This window comes from Gryllotalpicola reticulitermitis (assembly GCF_042651345.1).
In the GTDB taxonomy this organism is placed as follows: domain Bacteria; phylum Actinomycetota; class Actinomycetes; order Actinomycetales; family Microbacteriaceae; genus Gryllotalpicola; species Gryllotalpicola reticulitermitis.
This window is the reverse complement of sequence record NZ_JBHSCN010000002.1, coordinates 195784-218584: the sequence shown is the minus strand read 5'-3', so window position 1 is coordinate 218584 and position 22801 is coordinate 195784. Positions and strand designations below refer to the sequence as shown.

The window sequence follows — 22801 nt, the reverse complement described above, 5'->3', positions numbered from 1 at the left end:
GCGAACCGAGCGGGCTTCACAATGGGCGATCACGGGGATCGACGCGAGCGGATGCTTCCTCACCGCACCGAGGGTCGCGTCCGCCTCACTGCAGGTTCGCAGCGGCCTCCGTCGGCATGGTCGTCCGCTCCGCGGAGCCGCCCTTCGGGCGCAGCAGGCGCGGGATCAGCAGCGTCATGATCGCCCCCGCGAGGGCCACGGCGCCCATGATGAGACTCGCGATGTTGTAGTTACCGGTCCAGTCGTGCAGGATCCCGAACGCGGTCGGAGCCACGAACCCGCCGAGGTTGCCGATCGAGTTGATCACTGCGAACGACGTGGCGGCGGCCATGCCCGTGAGGAACGACGGCGGGATCTGGAAGAACGGTGCGCTCTGGGCGCCCGTGCCGAGGGTCGCGATGATGAGCGCGATCATGATCAGCACCGGGTTGTGGAACATGACTGACGCCACGATGCCGACGCACGCGAGGAACTGCGGGATGGCGGCGTGCCAGACGCGCTCCTTCGTCTTGTCGGAGTGCGCCGCCCACCAGATGGCGGGGAACAGGGCGATCAGTGCGGGCAGCGCCGTCAACAGGCTGATGTGGAACGTCGAAAGGTTGTGCCCCGCGTTGTGCTCGAACTGCTGGATCATGAGCGGCAGGAAGAAGTTCAGCGCGTACTGGCCGAACTTCGCGCAGAAGTAGATGAGCGCCATGAAGAGCACCGGCCCGACGATCAGCGACCGCCAGATCGAGCGGTTGGCGTGGCCCGTCAGGTTGAGCGCTTCAGTCTCGGTGCGCTCGCGGTCGAGGGTGTCGACCAGCCAGCTGCGCTCGCTCGTCGTCAACCACTTCGCGTCCTTGGGATGGTCCTGCAGGAGGAACAGGCAGAGGATGCCGATGATGATCGCCGGAAGGCCCTCGATGATGAACATGGCGCGCCAGCTGCCGGCGCCGAAGTAGTTCTGCACGGAGAGCAACAGGCCGGTCAGCGGCGATCCGATCACGCCCGAGATCGCGCCGCCGAAGACGAACCAGGCGAACAGCTGGCCGCGCCACCGGCGCGGCACCCACAGCGTGAAGTAGAGCAGCACGCCCGGGTAGAAGCCCGCCTCGGCGATACCGAGCAGGATGCGCAGCACGTAGAGGCTTCCTGGACCCCACACGAGCGACGTCGCCGCCGCGACGAGGCCCCAGCTGATCATGATGCGGGCGATCCAACGCCGGGCGCCCACCTTGTACAGGATCATGTTGCTCGGGATCTCGAACACCGCATAGCCGACGAAGAGCAGGCCGGATGCGAGTCCGAACGCGGCGTCGGTGAGGCCGAGCGCTTTGTTCATCTGCAATGCGGCGAGGGAGATGTTGGTCTTGTCGAGCGAGTTGATGAAGTAGGCGAAGGCAAGGATCGGGATCAGCCGCAAGGCCAGCTTCCGGATGACCGCCCCCTGTTCCCTATCGGTCAATTGCCCAGCGGCGATACTCACGTAAAAACACTCCCTCGTGTCGTTGTCGAAGGCCGGCTGGATGCCGGCGTCCGTGCTCGCAACTCGGTTGTAGGCAGCATCGGTTGTCTGCCTCAACACGGCGTCCTGATGAGCGGGACACCTCACCGCATTTACTTCGCGGCTCGTTCAGCATCGGTGCTGACGAAAGGATTCACATGGCACTCGACGGCAGCTCGCCCACCGCCACTCCCGCCACCCGGATCGGCATCATCGGGCTCGGGAAGCACACCTATCAGACGTGGTTCAACTCCCTGCGCTGGGCGCCGGACCATGAGGTCGTGTGCGCCGTCGACATCGACCCGGCGAAGGTCGAGCAGTTCACCCGGCTGTACGCGGTGCCTGCCAGCTACACCGACCATCGGGCCGCGCTTGCCGCCGAGAAGCTCGACGCGGTGATCGTGCAGGCCGGCCACGCACACAACTTCGAGATCATCCGCGACGCGCTGACGAGCGGGGTGCACGTCTTCGTAGAGAAGACGCCGGTGCTGTCGACGGCGCAGGCCGATGAGCTCATCGCGCTGCAGGAGCAGACCGGGAAGTGGGTGATGGTCGGGTTCAACAAGCGATTCACGACCGGGTACGTGCTGGCGAAGAAGGTGACCGAGCGCGCCGAGTTCGGCGACATCGCGACGTACCACTCAGAGTTCCACGCAAACCCCTACGACGAGCGCGCGTTCCTGCTGAATCACATCATCCATCACCTCGATCTGGCCCGCTGGTACCTCGGCGAGATCCGCATCGAGTACGTTCGCCGCCATGTCGCGGGCGATCGTCTGCAGGCGTTCGTCATCGCTTTCATGTCCGAGTCCGGCGCGATCGGCACGATCCACGCGGCGTCGATGCTCGACGAGCTGTACCCGATGGAGCGACTCGAGCTCGTCGGAATGCGCCGCAACGTGATCGTCGACAACGTCAAGTCGGTCACGTACAACCGCCCGGCGGTGCGGAAGCAGGACTTCGAGCCCTTCGAGCTGGACGACTCGGCCGATGCGCTCGTGTGGAACCCTAGCCACGGCTACTACCCGCGCAACACCGACCAGGGCTATGAGAACGAGCTGTTCGAGTTCCTGCGGTGCATCCGCGCCGGTATCGAGCCGCAGCCGAACCTGGCCGACTCTCGCCGCACCCTGGCGCTGGTCGAGGACATCGATCGGATGCTTGCCGACGGCAGTGCCCACGCAGACGTCACGTCACAGCAGGCGGTGCACGCGGTCTGAAACAATCGGTGGGTGACCGATCAGCAGCGCATGAACGTCGAGTCGTTCAACCTCGACCACCGCACCGTCAAGGCGCCCTATGTCCGCCTCGCAGACCGGAAGGTCCTGCCGAAGGGCGACGTCATCGTCAAATACGACGTGCGTTTCACCCAGCCGAACACAGGCCACCTCGAGATGCCGACCGTGCACTCGGTTGAGCATCTTTTCGCCGAGAAGAGTCGCAACCACTCGAGCGCGGTCATCGACTTCTCGCCCATGGGGTGCCAGACGGGCTTCTACCTCATCCTCCAGGGCGAGCCGGCGTACGACGAGGTGCTGGACCTCATCGAGAGCACCCTCACCGACATCACGACCGCGACCGAGGTGCCTGCCGCCAACGAGGTGCAGTGCGGCTGGGGTGCGAACCACTCGCTCGAGGGCGCGCAGGCGGCGGCTCGCGAGTTCCTTGCCAAGCGCGAGGAATGGAGCCAGGTGACCGCATGACGGATGCCTTCACCCCGGCATCCGTCGTCATCGTCGCCATGGAAGAGGAGGCCGCGCCGTTCCTCGACCGCGCGGACCGCGTTGGCGACCCCCTCAGTCGCGCGCACGGCATGCGTCGCGACCTCGTCATCGGCGGCGTCCCGATCACGCTGATCCGCGCCGGAATCGGCTTTGCGAACGCGACCGCCGGCGCAGCCTACGCGTATTACACGTTCGGGCCCGATGTGCCGCTCATCAGCGCGGGCTCGGCCGGCGGTCTCGCTCCGGGCATCGAGGTGGGTCACGTGATCGTCGGGTCGCGCTACGTCAACATGAACGCGGATGCCACGGCCTTCGGCTACTCGCTCGGCCAGGTTCCCGGCATGCCCGCGGACTACGCGGGCGACCTCGCACTCACGCGGCTCGCACTCGACACGCCTCACGACGAGACCGTGCACGCCGGGGTGATCGGGTCGAGCGAGGTGTTCGTCACGGCGCCCCGCGCCCTGCAGTTCCGCGAGCAGTTCCCCGAGGTCGTCGCGGTCGACATGGAATCCGCCGCCGTCGCCCAGTTCGCGCATACGCACGGGCAGACGTTCTTGTCGGTGCGCGCGATCAGCGACCTCTGCGCGCCCGACGGCACTGAGTTCCTCACTCACCTCGACGGCGCGGCAGCGCGGTCGGCGGCCGTCGTCGCTGCCGTCGTTGCAGTGGTGTGAGGTAAACGCCCGCTGGCTCGAATTTCACTTGATCATCGCCTCACGACATGGATACAAACAGCGTGGTTATAACCGATATACACTGACCCTTCGTGTGCACCGCCTCGCTTGGCTTTGTTCCCCTCGAGCGGGCTGGTGCCAATGAGCCCGATGAGTAGCTCCGCGGCAACGGGCGACGCCGGAGCCGCGACATCGGCACCACATCGCCCGAGTTCACGAAACGGCAAGCTGTCGATCTGGATTCTCGCGGTCGGCGAGCTCAGCGCATCTCTTGGCGTTCAGATAGCCCTGTTTGCGGTTCCCTTGCTCGCCGTAACGAGGTTTCACGCCTCACCCATGCAGATGGGAATTCTCAACCTGGTCGACTCCGCGGCGGCGTTGACCCTTGGCCTGCTGATCGGCGCCACCGTCGATCGACTCGGCGGTGCCGTCGCGGTGGCGGTCGCTGATCTGATTCGATGCGCCGCCGTCGCGGTCGTCGGTGTCACGGTCATCGTGGGGCCGTCTCTCTGGGCGCTTTACGCTGGCATGTTCGTAGTCGGTGCGGCGTCGCTGATGCACGATGCGGGCGTGAGTACCGCCGTGCTTGAACTCGGGGGACGTGCACCTCGGTCGCTGAATCGTGCCAATGCGTTGCTTCGCGGCAGCTCGGTAGTGTCCGAGTTGACCGGCGCCGGACTCGCGGGGGTGCTCGTCGTCACGCTCGGGTTCGCCGCATCCCTTATGAGCGGCGGGCTCGGCTTCGGAATCGCAGCTCTTTGTGCGCTCGCCGCGTTGGCTCTTCGACCGACGCGCGCGCGGAATCGGTCTTCGGCTCCGACGCGGGAAACGACCGAGACCCGCGTGCGTGGCCTCTCCGGCATTGCCGATGGCGTTGGCTTCATCTGGTCGCACCCGGTGCTGCGCCCACTGGTGATCTCAACCGTGCAGTTCAACTTCTTCACTGCGGCATTCCAGGCCGTCTTCCTCTACTACTGCGTGCATGACCTGGGCTTCGGGGCCGAAGAGCTCGCCGTGGTCGGGATCGCCGCAGGAGTCGGTGGTCTGCTTGGAAGCGCGTTGGTGGCGAGCGCCCTCGTCAACCGCCGCCAGAAGGGGTGGTACCTCGCGTCGCTCGCGGCTCCGTCCGCCGCGCTCATCGCGATCCTGCTGGCCGCCGGGCAACCCGGGTTGACTGCGTTGACGCTCGTGGCAGCAGCAGAGTTCATCTGGGCTCTCGCAATGGTGATCTGCATCGTTCTGTTCAACACCTTGCGGCAGATATCCAGCCCAGATCGTCTCGTCGGGCAGGTCGCGGCTTCTGAGCGTGTGCTCGCGCTCGCGGGTGAGCTGCCCGGCGCACTCCTTGGCGGCCTCGTCGGCGAGGCCGTAGCTGTGCGTCTGCCAATGCTCGCCGCGGTGTGCGGGATCGTGCTGTCGATCTTCTGGCTCATCCGCATCCCGGATTGGTCGCGCACGGGCCTCGAGGATGAGGTCGAGACGTGAGCGGCAGTGTCGTGTGCGCGGTCAGCGTGCGATTCCGCAACGAGCGGGCTCGGTAGCATTGCGGGGTGACCGACAGCAGCCTTGCCATCGTCGTCCTCGCAGCCGGCCAGGGAACGCGAATGAAGTCCGCGACGCCGAAGGTACTGCACGAATTGGCCGGGGTTCCGCTGCTCGGGCACGTGCTCAATACCGCGCGGGCGCTCGATGCGGCGCATCTGCTCGTCGTGGTGCGTCATGAGCGCGAGCAGGTGGCCTCCGCCGTTGCGGCGCTCGCGGAGTCTGCCGTCCTCGTCGAGCAGGACGAGGTGCCCGGCACAGGCCGTGCCGTCGAGCTCGCCGTCGACGCGCTGCCCGCCGATTTCGTCGGTGACGTGCTGATTCTGTCCGGCGATGTGCCGCTGCTGGACGCAGCGACGCTGCACGAGCTCGTGGCCGAGCATCGCCGCGCCGACGCGAGCGGCACGCTGCTGTCGACTGTGGTCGCCGACCCGAGCGGATACGGCCGCATCGTGCGCGGCGGCGAGGGCCAGCTCGTGCGCATCGTCGAGCACAAGGATGCGAGCCCCGTCGAGCGGGCGATCGACGAGATCAACAGCGGTGTGTACGTGTTCGGCGTGAACGCGTTGCGCGACAAGCTCGCACACCTCACCACCGCGAACTCTCAGGGCGAGAAGTACCTGCCCGACGTCATCGCCGCATTGCACGACGCCGGCATGGACGTCAGCGCCGTGCCGACGCCCGACAGCTGGAAGGTCGAGGGCATCAATGATCGCGCTCAGCTCTCCGAGGCGGCGGCACGCCTCAATGCCCTGATCGTTCGCGGCTGGCAGCTCGCCGGCGTCACGGTGCAGGACCCCGCGACGACGTGGATCGACCTCGCCGTGAAGCTCGAGGCCGACGTCACGGTGCTGCCGAACACGCAGCTGAAGGGCGCGACGGTGGTCGCCGCGGGCGCGGTCGTCGGCCCTGACACCACCTTGGTCGACACCGAGGTCGGCGCGGGCGCGACGGTGCGCCGCACGGATGCCACGCTCGCGGTCATCGGTGCGCAGGCGTCCGTCGGTCCGTTCTCGTTCCTCCGCCCGGGCACCGAGATCGGCGCGGACGGCAAGGTCGGCGCGTTCGTCGAGACCAAGAACGCGCGCATCGGCGATCGCGCGAAGGTGCCGCACCTGAGCTACATCGGCGACGCCGAGATCGGCCCTGACGCCAACATCGGCGCAGGCGGCATCACCGCGAACTACGACGGGGTCGACAAGCACCGCACCGTGATCGGAGCAGGGGTCAAGGCCGGTGCGCACAACGTCTTCGTGGCGCCGGTTAGGATTGGGGCTGGAGCCTACACGGGCGCAGGGGCGACGATCCGTAACGACGTCCCGCCGGGTGCGCTCGCGTTGAACGTGACTCCGCAGCGGAATCTGGGCGGCTGGGTGCACACCAACCGACCGGGAAGCGCAGCCGATCTGGCCGCGCAAGAAGCAACGGGCTCTGCCGAGGCGCAGGTCTAGAAGGGCGTGAGTCGGTGAGCGAATCGGAGTTGCTGTCGGGGATCAAATCGCATGCGCAGCGTCGCCTTGTCCTGGTTTCCGGTCGCGCATACCCCGAGCTCGCCACGAGCGTCGCGCACGAACTCGGCATCGAGGTGCTCGGCAGCGACATGCACACCTTCGCGGGCAGCGAGATCTACGCTCGCTTCGAAGAGAGCGTGCGCGGCGCTGACATCTTCGTGCTGCAGTCGCACACGCGGCCCATCAACGAATGGCTGATGGAGCAGCTCATCATGGTCGACGCCGCCAAGCGGGCATCGGCCAAGCGCATCACCGTCGTCGCGCCGTACTACCCCTACGCCCGGCAAGACAAGAAGGGCCGCGGGCGCGAGCCGATCTCAGCCCGCCTCGTCGCCGACATGTTCAAGGTCGCGGGCGCCGACCGCATCATGTCGGTCGACCTGCACGCGGCGCAGATCCAGGGCTTCTTCGACGGCCCGGTCGACCATCTCTTCGCCCAGCCGGTGCTGCTCGAGCACTTCCGCGAGACGCTGTCGCGAGAGGCACTCACGGTCGTCTCGCCCGACATGGGCCGGGTCAAGGTCGCGGATGCCTGGAGCGACAAGCTCGGCGCACCGCTCGCCATCATCCACAAGCGCCGCGACCCGAAGGTGCACAACGATGTCTCCGTGCACGAGATCGTCGGCGACGTGAGCGGGCGGGTCTGCCTGCTGGTCGACGACCTGATCGACACGGGGCGCACGATCGTCAAGGCCGCCGAGGCGCTCAAGGCGAACGGAGCGACGGGCGTCGTGGTCGCCGCGACGCACGCCCTGTTCTCCGACCCGGCGTACGAGATCCTGCAGAGCGATTTCATCGACCGGGTCGTCGTCACCGACACCTTGCCAGTGCCGGCCGACAAGCGCTGGGACCGGCTCACCGTGCTCTCGATCGCCCCGCTGCTGGCGCGCGCGATCCACGAGGTGTTCGCCGACGGCTCGGTGACGAGCATGTTCGATGGCGCCGCCTAGCATCGACCTTCGTCACTCGGTCGCCGTTCCCTGCGGGTATTTCGACGCGGGCGTCTGCCGTTCCTGTTCGCTGCTCGACGTCGACTACGCGACGCAGCTCGCTGGAAAGCAGGCGCGGGCTCGCGAGTTGATCGACGGATTCGCCGTCGCGGGCACCTCAGGCATCGACTGGCTGGAGCCCGTCGCGAGCGACACGGCAGGTTTTCGCACGAAGGCGAAGCTGGTCGTCGGCGGTTCGACGGAGGCCCCGACTCTCGGCATCCTGGACCGCGCGCAGCACGGCGTCGATCTCGAGGGCTGCCCGATCGTGGCCGAGCCGATCCGCCGCGCCCTGCCACAGCTGTCGGGGTTTGTGACGACGGCGCGCCTCGTGCCGTACGACATTCCGGCGCGGCGCGGCGAGCTCAAATATCTGATCGTCACCGCGAACGCGCGTGGCGAGCTGATGCTGCGGTTCGTGCTGAGGTCGACGGAGTCCGTTTCACGCATCCGCAAGCACCTGCCCGAGCTGCAGGCCCGGCTGCCGCAGCTGCGTGTCGTGACGGTCAATCTGCTGCCCGAGCACAAGGCGGTGCTCGAGGGCGACGAAGAGCTCGTGCTCACCGACGAGGCCGCCCTCGAACTTCCGCTCGATGGCCTGACCCTGCGGCTGCTGCCGCGCAGCTTCGTGCAGACGAACGAGGGCATCGCGACGCGGCTGTACCGCACCGGTGCGGCCTGGGCGGCCGCGGTCGCGCCGCAGACCTCGTGGGACCTGTACTGCGGCGTCGGCGGCTTCGCACTGCATCTCGCGGTCGCGTCGGGTGCACGGGTGACGGGCGTCGAGTTGAGTGCGGATGCCGTTGCGAGCGCCACATCGGCCGCGGAGGCGGCGGGGCTCGACGCGAACTTCATCGCAGCGGATGCCATGAGCTGGGCCCGGAATCAGGAATCCGCCCCCGATCTCGTGATCGTGAATCCGCCGCGGCGGGGAATCGGCGCGGAGCTCGCGGAGTGGCTCGAGGCGAGTGGCGTGCGGCACGTGCTCTACTCGAGCTGCAACGCTGAGAGTCTCGCCCGCGACCTCGCCGTGATGCCGAGCCTCGCGCCGGTGCGCTCCCAGCTGTTCGACATGTTCCCGCACACCGCGCACTTCGAGACCCTGGTGCTTCTCACCCGCCGGTGACGCGCCTCGGTGGCCGACGGCACGGGGCGGCCCTGCGAGTCCAGTAACGTCGGAGTATGACCGCGCCCGTCCGACGCATCCTGCACCTTGCGCTCGCGGTTCTCGTCGTCGGTGCGGCGGTCGGCATCGTCGCCGGCCTCGTGACGCTGTTCTTCCGCGGCGTCGAGACGGTCGCTTTCGGCTTCTTCGAGGATTCGTCGCGCCCCGGTGCGGTCGACGCTCCCACCTGGCGCCGCTTCGTCTCGGTGATCGTCGCCGGTGCGGTGGCGGCGGTCGTGTGGTGGCTGATCCGCACTCGGGCACGGGCCGTGCCGAGTGTGCAGAAGGCGGTCGAGGGCACCCCGATGCCGTGGTGGGAGACCATCGTCCACGCCGCACTGCAGGTGTTCATCGTCGGCGCGGGCGCGCCCGTCGGCCGCGAGGTCGCGCCGCGGGAGTTGGGTGCCCTGATCGGCGGCTGGTTCGGCAGGGTCGTGCGGCTCGACACGCGTGAGCGCACTCTTGTGATCGCCGCGGCGGCGGGTGCGGGGCTCGCCGGTGTCTACAACGTGCCGTTGGCCGGCGGCCTGTTCGCGATCGAGATCCTGCTCGGGGACCTGTCGCTCGACGCGATCGCCATCGCGCTCGGCATGTCGGCGGTCAGCGCGCTGGTCGCGAGCGTCGTCGAGGGAAACGTCGCGTTCTACAACATCCACGGCGCCACGAGCTCATGGTCGCTTGCGGTGTTCGCCGTGATCTTCGGCCCGGTGTTCGGTTTCATCGGGTACTGGTTCTCGCACTGGACGGCGTGGGCAGAACGGGGCAAGCCCAAGGGGGCGGCGCTGCTCTGGCTGTTGCCGGCGGCATCCGTTCTCGTCGCTGTCGTCTCGATCTGGCTGCCGCAGGTCATGGGCAACGGCCGGGCGCTCGGCCAGTTCGCGTTCAACGCGACGTCCTGGACGGCGCTCGGCGTGCTCATCGCCGGTTTCGCGCTGAAGTCGGTACTGACGCTGCTCACGATCCGCTCGGGCGCCGCCGGAGGTGTGCTGCAGCCTGCGATCGCGCTGGGCGCCGCTGCCGGTGCCGTCGTCGGCGTCGGTTGGTCACTGATGTGGCCGGGTTCGCCGATCGCCGCCTTCGCCATCGTCGCAGCGGCCGCCGTGCTCGCCTCGAGTCAGAAGGCGCCGCTGATGGCGCTCGCGATCGTGTTCGAACTGACGCACGCGCCGCTCGAGTTCCTCGCGCCGCTCGGCGTGGCCGTCGCCGGCTCGGTCCTCGCCAGGCGCCTGCTGGAGCACCAGGCCGACCTGCGCGTCAACCGCCTGGACATCTGACGCCGAAAACGGAGTAGTTGCGTGCCCGAGGGCCGATTGATCGCAACTACTCCGTTTTCGGTGACGGTCAGCGTAATGCGGACCCAGCCCCAGCGACGCGGCGCTCGCGCCCGGCGAGAGCGGGCGCGACGATCAACTCAGTGCCAGGACGGCTCGGTCTCGATCTCGCTGCGGTCGCCGGACCAGAGGGTGTGGAAGATGCCGTCCTTGTCGACGCGCTTGTAGGTGTGCGCGCCGAAGAAGTCGCGCTGACCCTGCACGAGCGCGGCGGGCAGCCGCTTGGCGCGCAGCCCGTCGTAGTAGGCGAGCGACGACGAGAACGCGGGGGAGGGGATGCCTGCCTCTGCGGCCGAGACGACCACACGGCGCCAGGCGCCCTGGGCGCCGGTCACGGCGTCGCGGAAGTACGGCGCGAGCACGAGCGCGACCAGGTCGGCGTCGTTCTGGTACGCCTCGGTGATGCGGCCGAGGAAGCGGGCGCGGATGATGCAGCCGGCGCGCCAGATCTTGGCGATGTCGCCCTTCTTGATGTCCCAGTCGTACTGCTCGGCACCGGCGATGATCTCGTCGAAGCCCTGCGAGTAGGCGATGATCTTCGAGGCGTACAGCGCCTGGCGCACGTCTTCGATGAAGGCGTCGGGGTCGGAGGGCTTCCAGTTCTCGCTGTCGGGGCCGGGGAGCGCCTCGACGGCCGCCGCGCGCTGCTCGGCCTTCGATGAGAGCGAGCGGGCGAAGACGGCCTCGGCGATGCCGGAGACCGGAATGCCCAGGTCGAGGGCGTTCTGCACGGTCCAGGCGCCGGTGCCCTTGGCGCCGGCGGCGTCGAGGATCACGTCGACGAGGGGCTGGCCGGTCGAGGCATCCGTCTGGCGCAGCACCTGCGCGGTGATCTCGATGAGGTACGACTCGAGGTCGCCCTTGTTCCACTCGTCGAACACGTCGGCGATCTCGGCCGGGGTCTTGCCCGTTCCGCGGCGGATCAGGTCGTATGCCTCGGCGATCAACTGCATGTCGGCGTACTCGATGCCGTTGTGCACCATCTTGACGAAGTGGCCGGCGCCGTCGGTGCCGACGTGCGTGACGCAGGGCTCGCCGTCGTCGGCGCGGGCTGCGATCGATTCGAGGATCGGGCCGAGGGTCTTGTACGACTCGACTGAGCCCCCGGGCATGATCGACGGCCCGTTGAGCGCGCCCTCCTCACCGCCGGAGATGCCGGTGCCGACGAAGTGGATGCCAGTCTCACGGATCGACTGCTCGCGCCGGATCGTGTCGTGGAAGTTCGCGTTGCCGCCGTCGACGATGATGTCGCCGGGCTCGAAGACCTTGGTGAGCTCTTCGATCACCGCGTCCGTGCCGCGGCCTGCCTGCACCATGATGATCGCGGTGCGCGGCTTGGAGAGGGACGCGGCGAATTCCTCGTAGTCCTTGGCGGCGACGAAGCCTGCTTCGGGGTGGTCGTTGATGAGCGTCTCGGTGCGCTCCCACGTGCGGTTGAAGACCGCTACCTTGTTGCCCTCGCGCGAGGCGAGGTTGCGGGCGAGGTTCGACCCCATCACCGCAAGGCCGACGACACCGATGTTTGCCACGGACTGCTCAGTCATACTCACCAGCCTATTGGCGGAAGTGCGCGCGCAGTATGCCTGGCCGGGAGGATGACGCGCTGTTAGCTTCGGGAGCATGAGGTCTGCACGGTGAGCGTGGTCGATGACAACCTGGGCATCGTGGTTCCGGAGAAGGGGAGGCTCGTCGTCGAGCCGGTGCCCGAGCCGGAGCCCGCTCCTGACGAGGCCGTCGTCGCCATCCGCTACGGGGGCATCTGCGGGTCCGATCTGCACTACTGGCTCGATGGCGCGAGCGGTCAGTCGGTGATCCGGGCCCCGCTGCGGCTCGGGCACGAGATCGTCGGGGTCGTCGCGCACGCCGCCGCTGACGGCAGCGGCCCTGCGGAGGGCACGCCGGTAGCGGTGCATCCGGGCGGCCCCGGCGGCAGCTACCTCGGCAGCGCGACGCTGTGGCCCCATACGCAAGGAGCGTTCGCGCGCCGCGTCGCACTGCGCAGCGCCATGCTGCGGCCGCTGCCTGACGGGCTGGACCTCCTGACGGCGGCCGTGACGGAGCCTGCGTCGGTCGCCATGCATGGTGTCTCCCTCGCAGGGGACGTGGCGGGTCGGCGCGTGCTCGTCACCGGCGCAGGGCCGATCGGTGCCCTGGTCGTCGCTGTGCTGGCCCGCGCCGGCGCGGCGGAGATCGTGGCGACCGACCTGCACGAACGCCCCCGGCAGGCGGCGCTCGAGGTCGGGGCCACCGCCGTGCTCGATGCCCGCGACGGCGACGCGGTCGCGACGCTCGATGCCGACATCGCGATCGAGTCCTCGGGCACCGTGCCGGGGCTCGCCGCCGCCGTGTCCGGCGTGCGACGCGGAGGCCGCGTGGTACTCGTCGGTCTTCAGGCGGTCGGCATGGTGCCGGCGCCGATGGCGTCGCTCATCACGCGCGAGATCACGCTGACAGGATCGTTCCGCTTCGTCGACGAGATCGACCGGGTGCTGCCCGCGCTCGCCGACGGCAGCCTGCGCACGGAGGGCGTCGTGACCCACCAGTTCGCCTTGGCCGATGCGCTCGAGGCATTCGAGGTCGCCAGGGACCCGGCGAGATCGGGCAAGGTGCTGCTCTCGTTCTGAGGCGTGGGCGGATGCGCGGAACTCGCGCGCGGCACGAGAAGATTGGATCATGAGTCCCGAAATTCCGTCGTTCATCCAGCCGATCGTTCTCATGGGTGTCAGCGGTTCGGGGAAGACCACGGTGGGCGAGCGGCTCGCCGAGGCATCCGGTCGCATCTTCATCGACGGCGACGACCTGCACCCCGCAGCCAACAAAGAGAAGATGGCGCGCGGCATTCCGCTGACTGACGACGATCGCTGGCCGTGGCTTCATCGCGTCGGCGAGCGGCTCGCGGTGGGCGACGGCCCGATCGTCGCGTGCTCGGCGCTGCGACGCGCCTATCGCGACGCGCTGCGGGAGTCCGCTCCGGGCACTTTCTTCGCGCTGCTCAACCCTCCGCGCGATGTGCTCGCGGCGCGTGTCGCGTCGCGGCACCACGAGTACATGCCGGCGAGCCTCCTCGATTCGCAGCTCGCGACACTCGAGCCCCTCGCTGCGGACGAGAACGGTGCGCTCTTCGATGTCGACGAGTCGGTCGACGAGGTGGTCGCGTCGATCCGTGCGCGGCTCGCGCTTTAGTCGGCGTTCCTCGGCTCGCTCACCAGTGTGACGACGGCCCGCGCGCTGCGCTCGAGGTAGTCGACGAGTTCACCGGGCTCGAGCTCCGCGTTGACGGCCCCGTCGATCAGCGCCTGCTCCGCGAGCGCGACCCACGAGCGCAGGGCGACGTGCACGCGCGAGCTCGAGGCGACGCCGAGCTCGCCGAACATCGCGATCAGCCGATCTGCTTGGGCCGAGCGCACCTCGTCGACGATCTCGCGCACGGTCTCGTCGCCTGACGCAGCCCCGCGCACCAGCGAGAAGAACGTGAGCCGATGGTCGTGCGCGAAGGTGACGAAGCGTTCGAGCGTGTCGTGGAGCCGCTCGGCGGCCGCGAGCTCGGGCTTGGGTTCGGTGGCGTGCATCAGGCTGTCGCGGGCCGTGCGCACGATCTCGTGATGCAGGCCGGTCTTGGAGTTGAAGTAGTAGAAGACCAGCCCGCGCGAGACGCCGGCCTCGGCGGCGAGGAACTCGATCGTGATCGCCTCGAGCGGCTGGCTCGCCAGAGCGTTCACGCCGATGGCGATGAGCTGTCGGCGGCGCTCCTCTGGCGTCATTCGCGTGCGGCGCTCGGGCGAAGGCATGCGCAAGAGCCTAGCGAGGCACCCTCACAGCACTATTTGACGGGTTGTCAATAGCTCTGTACCCTAAACGGGTGGCACGAAGGGGTGCCGCCACGTCAGTTCAAGGGGGATCACGTGAATCTCAAGCAGCTTGCAAAGTCGCGCGGGGGACGCATCGCGATGGTTGCCATTCCGGTGGGCATCGCGTCTGCGGTGGTCATGGGCGGTGTCGCACAGGGCGCTGTTCCTGTCTCGTTCTCGATCTCGGGCACATCGTTCACGATGGGCGGCACCGAGCTCAACGGCTCGCAGTTCTCCCAGTACGGCGGCGTCGCGAAGCTTCAGTCGGGCAAGGAAGAGCCGGTCGCCATCGCGAACATCGGCAGTGCCACGATCACAGACCTGTGCCAGTCGGTCGTGCAGAACACGCCGCTCGGCAAGGTGGGCCTCGTCATCACCGCCGGTGACGCGGGCACGCCGGTCAAGGCGAGCAACCTGCAGATCGGCATGACCGACCTCAAGGGCGACGCCACGTTCTCGAACATCCGCATCGGTGCCGACGCCTCGACGGTGATCACCGGAGCCAAGGGCTCGGCGGGTGACTTCGCACAGGACTCGCAGGGCATCCTGCTCAAGAACTTCTCCCAGGTCGCCTACAGCACCACGGCGAGCACGCTGCAGCTGACGAACATGCACCTCAAGGTCGTGACCGACGGCAGCGGCTGCCCCGCCAACTAGGGCGGCTGCGCACATGACCAAGCGTCGCACCGCCTTCCGGCAGTGGCGTAGCGAACGCCCCTTCTGGGGCGCGCTGCTCATCGCCATCGGCGGCATCGAGGAGTTCTTCTCCGGCCAGCTCGACATCGGGAAGATCCACATCCAGCTCGGGCTCGAGGGCCTTCAGGCCCTGCTCATCCCGGCGGTGCTTCTGCTGCTCGGCATCCTGATCGCCCTGATGCCCGTGCACCGGATCTTCTACGGCATCATCGCCCTCGTGCTCGCGGTGTACTCCCTGATCGGAGTGAACCTCGGCGGGTTCGTGATCGGCATGCTGCTGTCGGCCGTCGGGGGCGTCCTCGTGGTCGCGTGGATGCCGAAGCACGTCGCGCCCGCGCCGACGGAAGCGCCAGAGGTCGACGCATCCGCTGAGCCCGACCCGAAGGCCGCGAAGCCGCGTCGGCGCTGGCTCGGCGGCGGCACTGCGGCGGTGATCGCGGCAGGAGCTCTCGCGCTGGCCGCGACGGCACCGCAGCCGGCTCAGGCGGCGGAAGCCCCGCGTGCGGGCAGCACCGTCGCGTCGGGCTGCGTGCTGCTCATCATCTGCTCACCGTCGTCTTCATCGTCGCCGTCTCCCTCGCCGTCGACGTCCTCAAGCTCCGCCCCGAGCTCGAACCCATCCCCGAGCTCGGGCGGACCCTCCTCCTCGCCGTCGTCACCCTCGACGCCGACATTGCCGAGCGCCCCGAGCGTGCCCGGAACGGGCAGCTCGAGCTCGCCGGTCCAGAGTTCCCCGTCGGGCACGCAAGTCGGCGTGCCTGGGCAGAACCGCAGCTCGGCACCTGCCCCGGGTACGAAGGCCACCACGAAGGAAGACCTTCCGAGCGGCGCGACCACCGACACGCCGGTCGTCGGCCTCGGCGCCGACAACAGTCATGGCATCTTCACGCTGCCCTCGGCCACGATCGACGGCGACTCGTTGCAGCTCTCCGGCACCAAGCAGGTGGGAGTGGTGACCGTGCCGCTCGCCGACGGGACCCGAGCGACCGCGATCCGTATCGAGTGCAGCCAGCTGACCATCGGCGCGTTCCATCTCGACACGAAGAACCGCAGCGAGAAGGTCAATCTCGACACCGATGGCATGACGCTGAGCGGCAACGTCGTGGTGTGGGTCGACCGCATCGGCACCCAGTACGGCGACGGCGAAGGCCTCGATCAGAGCCTCAAGGCCAACCCGCTGACCCTCGGCGCGCTGATGACGCTGCTCGGTCAGGGGCACCTGGTTCTCGGCCTCGTCGGCGCACAGGCCGAGACGATGACGCTGAAGTCCTTCAACCTGCAGCCGCTCTCGTAGTACTCGCGAGTCGCGCGACTCAGAGCTTGAACACCTCGCGCGGCTGATCGCCCACGAGGCGCCGTGCGATGCCGAGCGCGTCGTCCTCGCTCACCTGGTGCGTGACCACCAGGGATGCGAGGAACGACGCATCCGTTCGCCGCGACATGTCATGGCGCGCCGGGATCGAACAGAACGCACGGGTGTCGTCGATGAATCCGCTGGTCTTGCGGAAGCCGATCGTGTCGGTGACGGCAGCACGGTACCGGCCGATCGCGAGCGGCGTATCGAGGAACCACCACGGAGCGCCCGCGTACACGCTCGCGTAGAAGCCCGCGAGAGGCGCGATCTCGCGGCCGAACAGCGTCTCGTCGACGGTGAACAGCACGAGGTGGAAGCCGGGCGCGGTGCCGAAGTCGTTCAGGATCGGCGCGAGGGGCAGCGTGTACGCGCCGACCGCGGGCAGGTCGTGACCGGTGTCGGGACCGAATCGCTCGAGGGTCGGGCGATGCGTGCCCCGGTGCACGCCGGCGTGCAGCTGCATGACGAGGCCGTCGTCGACCGACATCTCCGCGAAGCGGTAGAGCAGATTGGCGCGGTACGCGGCGGCATCCGCTTCGCTGATCTCGCCGGCGAGCGCACCGAGGTGAATCCGCTCGGCCTCGACATCGGCGAGTGGGGTCGCGTCGGCGCTCAGCACGCCGGTGTCGGTGGCGGTACCGCCCGCGGCGCGGAAGAAGGCGCGGCGACTCCGCAGCGCGTCGAGCAGCCCGGCGTAGCTTCCCGTGTCGATGCCGGATGCCTCGGCCAGCGCGTCGAGCGCGGGCGCCCACGCGGCCGTGCCCGGTGTCATGTAGCGGTCGGCCCGAAACGTCGGGAGCACGCGGCCGGCGAAGTTCTGATCCTCGCGCAGCGCGAGATGCGCGGCGAGATCATCGGCCGGGTCGTCGGTCGTGGCGAGCACGTCGATGTTGAAGCGCTCGAAAAGGGCGCGTGGACGGAACGCGGGCTCGGCGAGTCGGGCGCTGAGCTCGTCGTAGAGCCGGTCGGCGGATGCCTCGCTCGGCTCTTCGGCGAGCCCGAAGACCTCGGCGAGCTCGCTCTCGAACCAGAACCGCACCGGGGTGCCGAGGAACGCGTCCCAGTGGGTGCACAGCAGGCGCCAGATGGCGCGGCCGTCCCGACGCGCGGTGTCGGCGCCAGGGCCCAGCCCGAGCTGGTCGAGGGGCACGCCGAGGGAATGCAGCAGCCGGGTGACGTAATGATCGGGCGTGATGAACAGGGCAGCGGGGTCGGGGAAGGGCTCGTCGTCAAGCAGCACGCGCGCGTCGACGTGACCGTGCGGCGAGATGATCGGTGCAGTCGCGACCTCGGCGTACAGTCGCCGGGCGACGTCGCGTGTCGCAGGGTCTGCGGGGAAGAGGCGGTCGGGGTGCACGGTCATACCGGCAGTCAAGCAGTGTGGCCCGCTTCGCGGGGAGCCCGCGGGTCAGACGACGCGAACGGGGGCGCCGTCGGCCCACGCGACGATGTCCTCCGCGGCGTCGGTGTAGAACCGCGCGTACTGGTCGGTCGTGACGTAGCCGAGATGCGGCAGCAGCAGCGTGTTGGGCGCCGTGCGCAGCGGATGCTCGGACGGTAGCGGCTCGGCGTCGTACACGTCGAGGGCCGCTCCCGCGAGGCGCCCATCGCGTAGTGCTGCGAGCAGTGCCGCCTCGTCGACGATCGGCCCCCGCGACGAGTTGATGAGGTACGCCGTGGGCTTCATCATCGCGAGCTCACGCGCTCCGACGAGCCCGCGGCTCGATTCGGTCAGAGGAAGGTGCAGGGTGAGCAGATCGGATTCCCGGAACAGTGCGTCTCTGTCCACGATCCGTGCCCCGTGCCGCTCGGCGCGCGCGGGCGTGATCGAGCGGTCCCAGGCGATCACCCGCATCCCGAGGGCATTCGCGAGGTCGGCAACGGGACCGCCGAGCCTGCCGAGGCCGAGCACACCGAGGGTCAGGCCCGCGAGGCCCGGCCCGATCGTGTGCTGCCACCCGCCGGCCCGCACCGCAGCGTCCTCTTCGGCGAAGTGCCGAGTGAGCGCGATCATCATGCCGATCGTCAGCTCGGCCACACCGTTGCCCTCGCCACCCGTGCCGCACACGGTGACGCCGTGCGCGGCCGCGGCGTCGAGATCGATCGCGGCGTTCTTCATTCCGGTCGTCACGAGCAGCCTGAGCTCAGGGAGCTGCTCGAACAGCTCGGCGGGGAACGCAGCGCGCTCACGCATTGCGACGACGACCTCGCTCTGGGCGAGACGCGAGGCCAGCGCATCCGTATCGAGGTGTTCGGCGACCACGTCGATGTCGAACCGCGCACCCACCGCCGACCAGTCTGCCGACGCGAGTGCCACCCGCTGATAGTCGTCGAGGATCGTCACACGCCGCATGTTCGCGAGCCTACGTTGAGTCGGGCGCTTGCCCCCACAGTGTGCAACTGCATAGCGTGGCAGTTGTGAGCGACGTCGCAGCCTGGACCCTTTCCGGCTTCGGCGACGAGATCGCGGACGATCCCGCCATCCAGCTCGCGGTGCTCGAAGCGCTCGGTGCGCGCCACATCGAGGTGCGCAGCGCGTGGGGCGTGAATGTCGTCGACCTCACGGACGAGCAGACGGATGCCTTGGCCGCGGCCATCCATTCCGCCGGCTTCGGCGTCTCGGCCGTCGCGTCGCCGATCGGGAAGGTCGACGTGAGCCTCCCCGTCGACCACGAACTCGAGAGGCTTGCCCGGGTCATCCGCGTGGCGCACCGCCTCGAGGCTCCGTATGTGCGGGTCTTCTCGTTCTACCGCGGCGCGGGGCAGACGGCCGAGGACATCCGTGATGACGTGCTCGCCCGCATGCGAGCGCTCGCCGCGCTCGCCGAAGCGGACGACGTCGTCTTGCTGCACGAGAACGAGAAGGACATCTACGGCGACGTGCCTTCACGGGTGCTCGACATCGTCGAGTCCGTCGGCAGCGATTACCTGCGGCTCGCGTGGGACAACGCGAACTACGTGCAGTGCGGAGTCAAGCCGTTCACGGAAGGGTGGGGCTCGCTCTCGCCGTACGTCGACTATCTGCAGGTGAAGGACGCACTCGCTGCGACCGGGGAGGTCGTGCCGGCGGGTGAAGGCGACGGTGAACTGCTCGAGACGTTGACCGCGCTGCGCGACGCTGGGTACGACGGCTACGCGAGCCTCGAGCCGCACCTCGCCGCAGGGTTCGCGCTCGGCGGATTCAGCGGGCCGGCCGCCTTCGGCCGCGCCGCCCGCGCTCTCAATGGACTGCTCGACCGGATCGGAGTCACCACCACATGAATGACGCACTCGGCGACGATCGGCACGGGGACGACGCCGCGCCCGGCGTCCTGACAGCCGCGCTCGTGGGCAACGGGGTGATCGCCGCGAACCACGTGCGCGCCTTGCACGCGACGGGGGCCGCGGCTGTGACGGTGCTCGTCGACCCCGATCCCGACGCGCGCGCTGTGATCGCCGCGCAGATCGCGGCAGAGACGGACTGGTCGGCGCCCGCGCAATTCGACTCGCTGGGCGCCGCGCTCGAGGCATCCGTACCCGACCTCGTCGTCGTCGCGACGCCGAGCGGCACGCATGTCGCGCTCGCGCTCGAGGCGGTTGCGGCTGGCGCTCACGTCGTCATCGAGAAGCCGCTCGACACGACAGTCGGCAAGGCGCTCGCGCTGCGCGACGCCGCGCGTGAGGCGGCGACCCGCGGTCAGGTGGTGAGCGTGATCAGCCAGCATCGCTTCGATCCGGCATCCGTCGTCGTTGCGGATGCGGCGCATCGCGGGCACTTCGGCCGGCTCACCAGTGCCGTCGCGAGCGTCGCGTGGTGGCGCAGCCAGGGGTACTACGACTCGGGCGATTGGCGCGGCACCTGGGCCCTCGACGGAGGTGGCTCGACGATGAACCAGGGCGTGCACACCGTCGACCTGCTGGTGTGGTTCCTCGGGCGGCCGGTCGCCGTGTTCGCGTACGCGGCAACCCTGGCGCATGAGCACATCGAGGTCGAGGACACGCTCGCCGCGACGCTCCGCTTCGAGGGCGGCGCGATCGCGGTGCTGCACACGACGACCTCGGCGTTCCCCGGGCTCTCGGTGCGCATCAACGTGCACGGCACCAAGGGATCGGCGCAGATCGACCGCGATCAGCTGGAGTACTTCTACGCCGAGCCCGCCGAAGGTCTCGACCCGACCGTTCTCGGCGACACGCACGCGGACCCGACGCGGGTCGGCCCGCGCAACCTCGCCCTCGACCTGGTCGGGGCCGAGCACGTGGCCGGCGCGGCGGTCGCGCCCGACGCCTTCGCTCAGGGGCACCGGCGTCAGTACGACGACATCCTCGCGGCGATCCGAGACGGGCGGGCACCCGGTGTGGGCGTCGACGACGCGCTGCTCTCGCTCGCCGTCGTGCGAGCGCTGTACGTGTCGGCGGCGCTCGGCCGCGAGGTGAGTGTCGACGAGGTTCTGAACGGCGAGCACGACGACGTCATCTTCGACGCGTCGGTACCGGAGGTGGCGTGATGCGCTTTTCTGTCTTTACGGCTGCGACCCCCGAGTGGTCGCCAGAGGAAGCGGTGCGCGAACTCGCAGCGCAGGGCTGGGACGGCGTGGAGTGGCGCATCACCGATCAGGCGGATGCCGAGACCCCCGGCTTCTGGGCCGGGAACCGTGCGACCTGGCCATTGACCGGGCTCGAGGAATCCGTGCCCGAGATCCTGCGCATCACCAACGAAGCCGGGCTCGATTTCTCGGCGGTCGGCGGCTACGCGCAGGCGGCGGATCACGACAACGTCGAGCGCATGCTCTCGGCGACGGCAGCGCTCGGCGCCGGTCGTGTTCGGGTGACGCTGCCGAAGCTGCCCGTCGGCGATTACCGTGCGGTGTTCGCCGCCACGCGCGCCGACCTCGAGTGGGCGGTGGAGCGCGCTGAGCTGCACGGCGTGCAGGTGCTCATCGAGCTGCATCACGGCACGATCGTCTCGAGCGCCTCCGCCGCGTATCGCCTGGTCGAGGGCCTCGACCCGCGGCGCATCGGCGTGATCCACGACATCGGCAATCTCGTGCACGAGGGCTTCGAGGATCTCGGTGCGGCGCTGCAGATCCTCGGCGAGTACCTCGCGCACGTTCACGTCAAGAACGCGAGATGGTGGCCGAACGGCGAGTTCGGCATCGACGGCAGCACCGTCTGGGCTCCGTACTGGGCGTCGCTGCACGAGGGGCAGGCCGACCTCGACTGGCTGTTCCGCGCCCTGGTCGCCATCGGCTACGACGGCTGGGTGACCCTCGAGGACTTCGTCGACGACAACCGACCGCGCGAGAAGGTCCTCAGCGACGACCTCGCTTTTCTGCGCGGAGCGTACGAGCGGGCTCTGATGTGGGCCGAGTGGGTGGCGAGCGGCGCAGGCGACGATGACGGCGCCGGCCCCGCCGAGCAGGCATGACGCGGCTCGCGCATCTCGGGCTCGGCGGATTCTTCCGCGCGCACCAGGCCTGGTACACCGAGCGGGCCAACCAGCTGGGCGGCGAGGAGTGGACCTACACGGCGTTCACGGGCCGCTCGCGCGGGCTGCCCGAGGCACTGACTGCGGCCGGCAACATGTACACGCTGGTCGAGCGGGCCGCCGAGGGCGATACGAGCATGCCGATCCGCGCGGTCGCGGCATCGTCGGCGGGGACCGAGACGGATGCCTTCGCCGCCGCCTTCGCGGACCCGGAGCTTGCGGTCGTCACGGTGACAGTGACCGAGACGGGCTACGACCCCGAGACGTCTCCGGCGCCCGGGCGCCTGCTGGACGGGCTGGCGGCGCGGCGCACGTCGGGCGGCGGCCCGCTCGCGGTCGTGAGCTGCGACAACCTGTCCGGCAACGGCGAGGTGCTGCGCGGCGTGCTGCGGGGGCTGGCCGAGGCATCCGATCGTGGTCTCGCCGGCTGGATCGACGACAACGTGACGTTCCCCTCCACGATGGTCGACCGCATCACTCCGCATTCGGATGACCCGCTGACGGTTGTCACCGAGCCGTTCTCGGAGTGGGTGATCGCGGGGGGATTCCCCGCAGGCCGACCGGCGTGGGACGCCGTGGGTGTGCGGTTCGTCGAGGACGTCGCACCGTATGAGCGGCGCAAGCTGTGGCTGCTGAACGCCGCCCACTCGACACTGACCTACCTGGGTCTGCTGCGCGGGTTCGAGACGGTCGATGAGGCGTTCGCGGACGCCGAAGTGCGCGCGGCCGTCGAAGAGCTGTGGGACGAGGTGCGACCCGTGCTCGGCTTTGCCGATGCGGAGACGGATGCCGCGATCGACGCGTTGCGTCCTCGATTCGCGAATCCGCGCATCGCGCACCGGCTCGATCAGATCGCACGACAGGGGCGCGAGAAGCTCGCGCAGCGGCAGCGGGCGATCATGGCCGCGCGCACCGCGGCCGGTCTGTCGCCGGGTGCGGCGTGCGAGGCGACGATCGCCGCGTTCGACGAGATCGTCAAGAAGAACCTTGTCCGGGTCGACTGAGAGAGGCACC

At 68.8% G+C, this 22801-nt stretch carries 21 protein-coding genes; 16 read left to right on the top strand and 5 right to left on the bottom strand.

Features of this window, described 5'->3' with window-relative positions:
- Window positions 1-85: 85 nt before the first annotated feature.
- Complete coding sequence (locus ACFOYW_RS01500; RefSeq protein ID WP_390226810.1) at window positions 86-1468, bottom strand: MFS transporter; 1383 nt, start codon at window positions 1466-1468, stop codon at window positions 86-88.
- A gap of 176 nt (window positions 1469-1644) precedes the next feature.
- On the opposite strand from ACFOYW_RS01500, the gene ACFOYW_RS01495 reads away from it, so the two are divergent.
- From ACFOYW_RS01495 to ACFOYW_RS01460, 8 genes are all read left to right on the top strand, one after another.
- Window positions 1645-2706 (top strand): Gfo/Idh/MocA family protein, encoded by a 1062-nt coding sequence (locus tag ACFOYW_RS01495; protein ID WP_390226809.1) that lies wholly within the window; start codon window positions 1645-1647, stop codon window positions 2704-2706.
- A gap of 30 nt (window positions 2707-2736) precedes the next feature.
- A complete protein-coding gene (locus ACFOYW_RS01490) occupies window positions 2737-3189 on the top strand; it encodes an S-ribosylhomocysteine lyase (protein WP_390227354.1) in 453 nt (150 codons plus the stop codon).
- A complete protein-coding gene (mtnN, locus tag ACFOYW_RS01485) occupies window positions 3168-3887 on the top strand; it encodes a 5'-methylthioadenosine/S-adenosylhomocysteine nucleosidase (RefSeq protein ID WP_390226808.1) in 720 nt (239 codons plus the stop codon). Before ACFOYW_RS01490 ends, mtnN begins: the two co-directional genes overlap by 22 nt.
- A gap of 141 nt (window positions 3888-4028) precedes the next feature.
- Window positions 4029-5372: an MFS transporter gene (locus tag ACFOYW_RS01480; RefSeq protein WP_390226807.1), complete on the top strand. Its 1344-nt coding sequence runs from the start codon at window positions 4029-4031 to the stop codon at window positions 5370-5372.
- A gap of 65 nt (window positions 5373-5437) precedes the next feature.
- Window positions 5438-6880: a bifunctional UDP-N-acetylglucosamine diphosphorylase/glucosamine-1-phosphate N-acetyltransferase GlmU gene (glmU, locus tag ACFOYW_RS01475; protein WP_390226805.1), complete on the top strand. Its 1443-nt coding sequence runs from the start codon at window positions 5438-5440 to the stop codon at window positions 6878-6880.
- Window positions 6881-6894: 14 nt separating this feature from the next.
- On the top strand, window positions 6895-7890 hold the full coding sequence (locus tag ACFOYW_RS01470; protein WP_390226804.1) for a ribose-phosphate diphosphokinase: 996 nt from the start codon (window positions 6895-6897) through the stop codon (window positions 7888-7890).
- Entirely contained in the window at window positions 7877-9055 is a 1179-nt protein-coding gene (rlmC, locus tag ACFOYW_RS01465) for a 23S rRNA (uracil(747)-C(5))-methyltransferase RlmC (RefSeq protein ID WP_390226803.1), read from the top strand. Before ACFOYW_RS01470 ends, rlmC begins: the two co-directional genes overlap by 14 nt.
- 56 nt (window positions 9056-9111) lie before the next feature.
- A complete protein-coding gene (locus ACFOYW_RS01460; protein ID WP_390226801.1) occupies window positions 9112-10368 on the top strand; it encodes a chloride channel protein in 1257 nt (418 codons plus the stop codon).
- Between the two features lie 137 nt (window positions 10369-10505).
- Here the strand turns inward: ACFOYW_RS01460 and gndA are convergent, their stop codons facing one another.
- Entirely contained in the window at window positions 10506-11969 is a 1464-nt protein-coding gene (gene gndA, locus ACFOYW_RS01455) for an NADP-dependent phosphogluconate dehydrogenase (protein WP_390226800.1), read from the bottom strand.
- 90 nt (window positions 11970-12059) lie between these two features.
- On the opposite strand from gndA, the gene ACFOYW_RS01450 reads away from it, so the two are divergent.
- Together ACFOYW_RS01450 and ACFOYW_RS01445 are read left to right on the top strand one after the other, a co-directional pair.
- Window positions 12060-13049, top strand: coding sequence for a zinc-binding dehydrogenase (locus tag ACFOYW_RS01450; protein WP_390226799.1), 990 nt, complete (start codon window positions 12060-12062; stop codon window positions 13047-13049).
- A gap of 49 nt (window positions 13050-13098) precedes the next feature.
- A complete protein-coding gene (locus ACFOYW_RS01445) occupies window positions 13099-13608 on the top strand; it encodes a gluconokinase (RefSeq protein WP_390226798.1) in 510 nt (169 codons plus the stop codon).
- Here ACFOYW_RS01445 and ACFOYW_RS01440 read toward each other — a convergent pair.
- On the bottom strand, window positions 13605-14213 hold the full coding sequence (locus ACFOYW_RS01440; protein ID WP_390226797.1) for a TetR/AcrR family transcriptional regulator: 609 nt from the start codon (window positions 14211-14213) through the stop codon (window positions 13605-13607). The genes ACFOYW_RS01445 and ACFOYW_RS01440 overlap by 4 nt on opposite strands.
- Window positions 14214-14327: 114 nt before the next feature.
- Between ACFOYW_RS01440 and ACFOYW_RS01435 the strand changes: the two genes are divergently transcribed.
- A complete protein-coding gene (locus tag ACFOYW_RS01435; RefSeq protein ID WP_390226796.1) occupies window positions 14328-14930 on the top strand; it encodes a DUF6230 family protein in 603 nt (200 codons plus the stop codon).
- Between the two features lie 13 nt (window positions 14931-14943).
- Window positions 14944-16263 (top strand): DUF6114 domain-containing protein, encoded by a 1320-nt coding sequence (locus ACFOYW_RS01430; protein WP_390226795.1) that lies wholly within the window; start codon window positions 14944-14946, stop codon window positions 16261-16263.
- 19 nt (window positions 16264-16282) lie between these two features.
- On the opposite strand, the gene uxaC is transcribed toward ACFOYW_RS01430, so the two are convergent.
- Together uxaC and ACFOYW_RS01420 are read right to left on the bottom strand one after the other, a co-directional pair.
- Complete coding sequence (uxaC, locus tag ACFOYW_RS01425) at window positions 16283-17686, bottom strand: glucuronate isomerase (protein WP_390226794.1); 1404 nt, start codon at window positions 17684-17686, stop codon at window positions 16283-16285.
- 45 nt (window positions 17687-17731) lie between these two features.
- Window positions 17732-18676, bottom strand: a complete 945-nt coding sequence (locus ACFOYW_RS01420; protein WP_390226793.1) for a D-2-hydroxyacid dehydrogenase family protein — start codon at window positions 18674-18676, stop codon at window positions 17732-17734.
- Window positions 18677-18741: 65 nt separating this feature from the next.
- Between ACFOYW_RS01420 and ACFOYW_RS01415 the strand changes: the two genes are divergently transcribed.
- Genes ACFOYW_RS01415 through ACFOYW_RS01400 form a run of 4 tightly spaced genes read left to right on the top strand, consistent with a single transcriptional unit; the run spans window position 18742 to window position 22791 of the window.
- Window positions 18742-19584 (top strand): sugar phosphate isomerase/epimerase family protein, encoded by an 843-nt coding sequence (locus ACFOYW_RS01415; RefSeq protein ID WP_390226792.1) that lies wholly within the window; start codon window positions 18742-18744, stop codon window positions 19582-19584.
- The gene (locus ACFOYW_RS01410) at window positions 19581-20807 is read left to right on the top strand and encodes a Gfo/Idh/MocA family protein (RefSeq protein WP_390226791.1); all 1227 of its coding nucleotides are present in this window, start codon (window positions 19581-19583) and stop codon (window positions 20805-20807) included. The genes ACFOYW_RS01415 and ACFOYW_RS01410 overlap by 4 nt, the downstream gene beginning before the upstream one ends.
- Complete coding sequence (locus ACFOYW_RS01405) at window positions 20807-21727, top strand: sugar phosphate isomerase/epimerase family protein (RefSeq protein WP_390226790.1); 921 nt, start codon at window positions 20807-20809, stop codon at window positions 21725-21727. Before ACFOYW_RS01410 ends, ACFOYW_RS01405 begins: the two co-directional genes overlap by 1 nt.
- On the top strand, window positions 21724-22791 hold the full coding sequence (locus ACFOYW_RS01400) for a mannitol dehydrogenase family protein (RefSeq protein WP_390226789.1): 1068 nt from the start codon (window positions 21724-21726) through the stop codon (window positions 22789-22791). The genes ACFOYW_RS01405 and ACFOYW_RS01400 overlap by 4 nt, the downstream gene beginning before the upstream one ends.
- Window positions 22792-22801: the final 10 nt, after the last annotated feature.